We start from the raw sequence: 568 nt of genomic DNA on the forward strand, positions 1-568 counted from the left end.
GAATGCCGTCTTTCGTTTTTTGAACCTTCAGCATGTACAGCGCAGCCAGGTCATCATTTGTGTCCTTCTGCACGCGCTGTATCTGCTGTATGGTGGCGCTCTGGTCCTCCAGCGTTTTGTTGACCGTCTGTGTGATTTCATTGCGGGTTTCCGTGATGCTGGTCTTCATCTCCGCCATCTCATCTGCAAGCTGGCTGTTATCTATCAGTTCCCACAACTCCTGAGCCAGATGCGTTTTTCCTTTTTCTCCTCTGAAAAAGTCCAGATACCCTTCTGCATCATTGCTGGCCTGCCCGAGGGCTTCCACAAACGCAGATTTCCCCACCAGGTTGACGCTGCGCACGTAAAACCAGAATTCCTTCCCGGGCTTAATGTGCGGGCCGGATACACTCCACTGACTGCCGGTCCCCAGATAACGGGCAGAGGTTTCCACCTGAGATGTGTCTGCGATTTTTGTCTCCGAAAACCAGAACTCAAACTGTACCGTCGGATCATAAACCGCAAGATGCGGCGTGGCGGTTATCTGAAAATAGCCCGGTGTCAGCTCAATCCGAGACGGCGCTGCCGG

The 568-nt window shown here is 53.0% G+C and carries 1 pseudogene; it reads right to left on the reverse strand.

The features are described 5' to 3' along the window. Window positions 1-568: pseudogene (locus E2K52_RS15145) on the reverse strand (hypothetical protein); the annotation flags it as partial.

It is taken from the genome of Acinetobacter sp. RF14B (genome assembly GCF_006864105.1).
Lineage (GTDB): Bacteria > Pseudomonadota > Gammaproteobacteria > Pseudomonadales > Moraxellaceae > Acinetobacter > Acinetobacter lwoffii_C.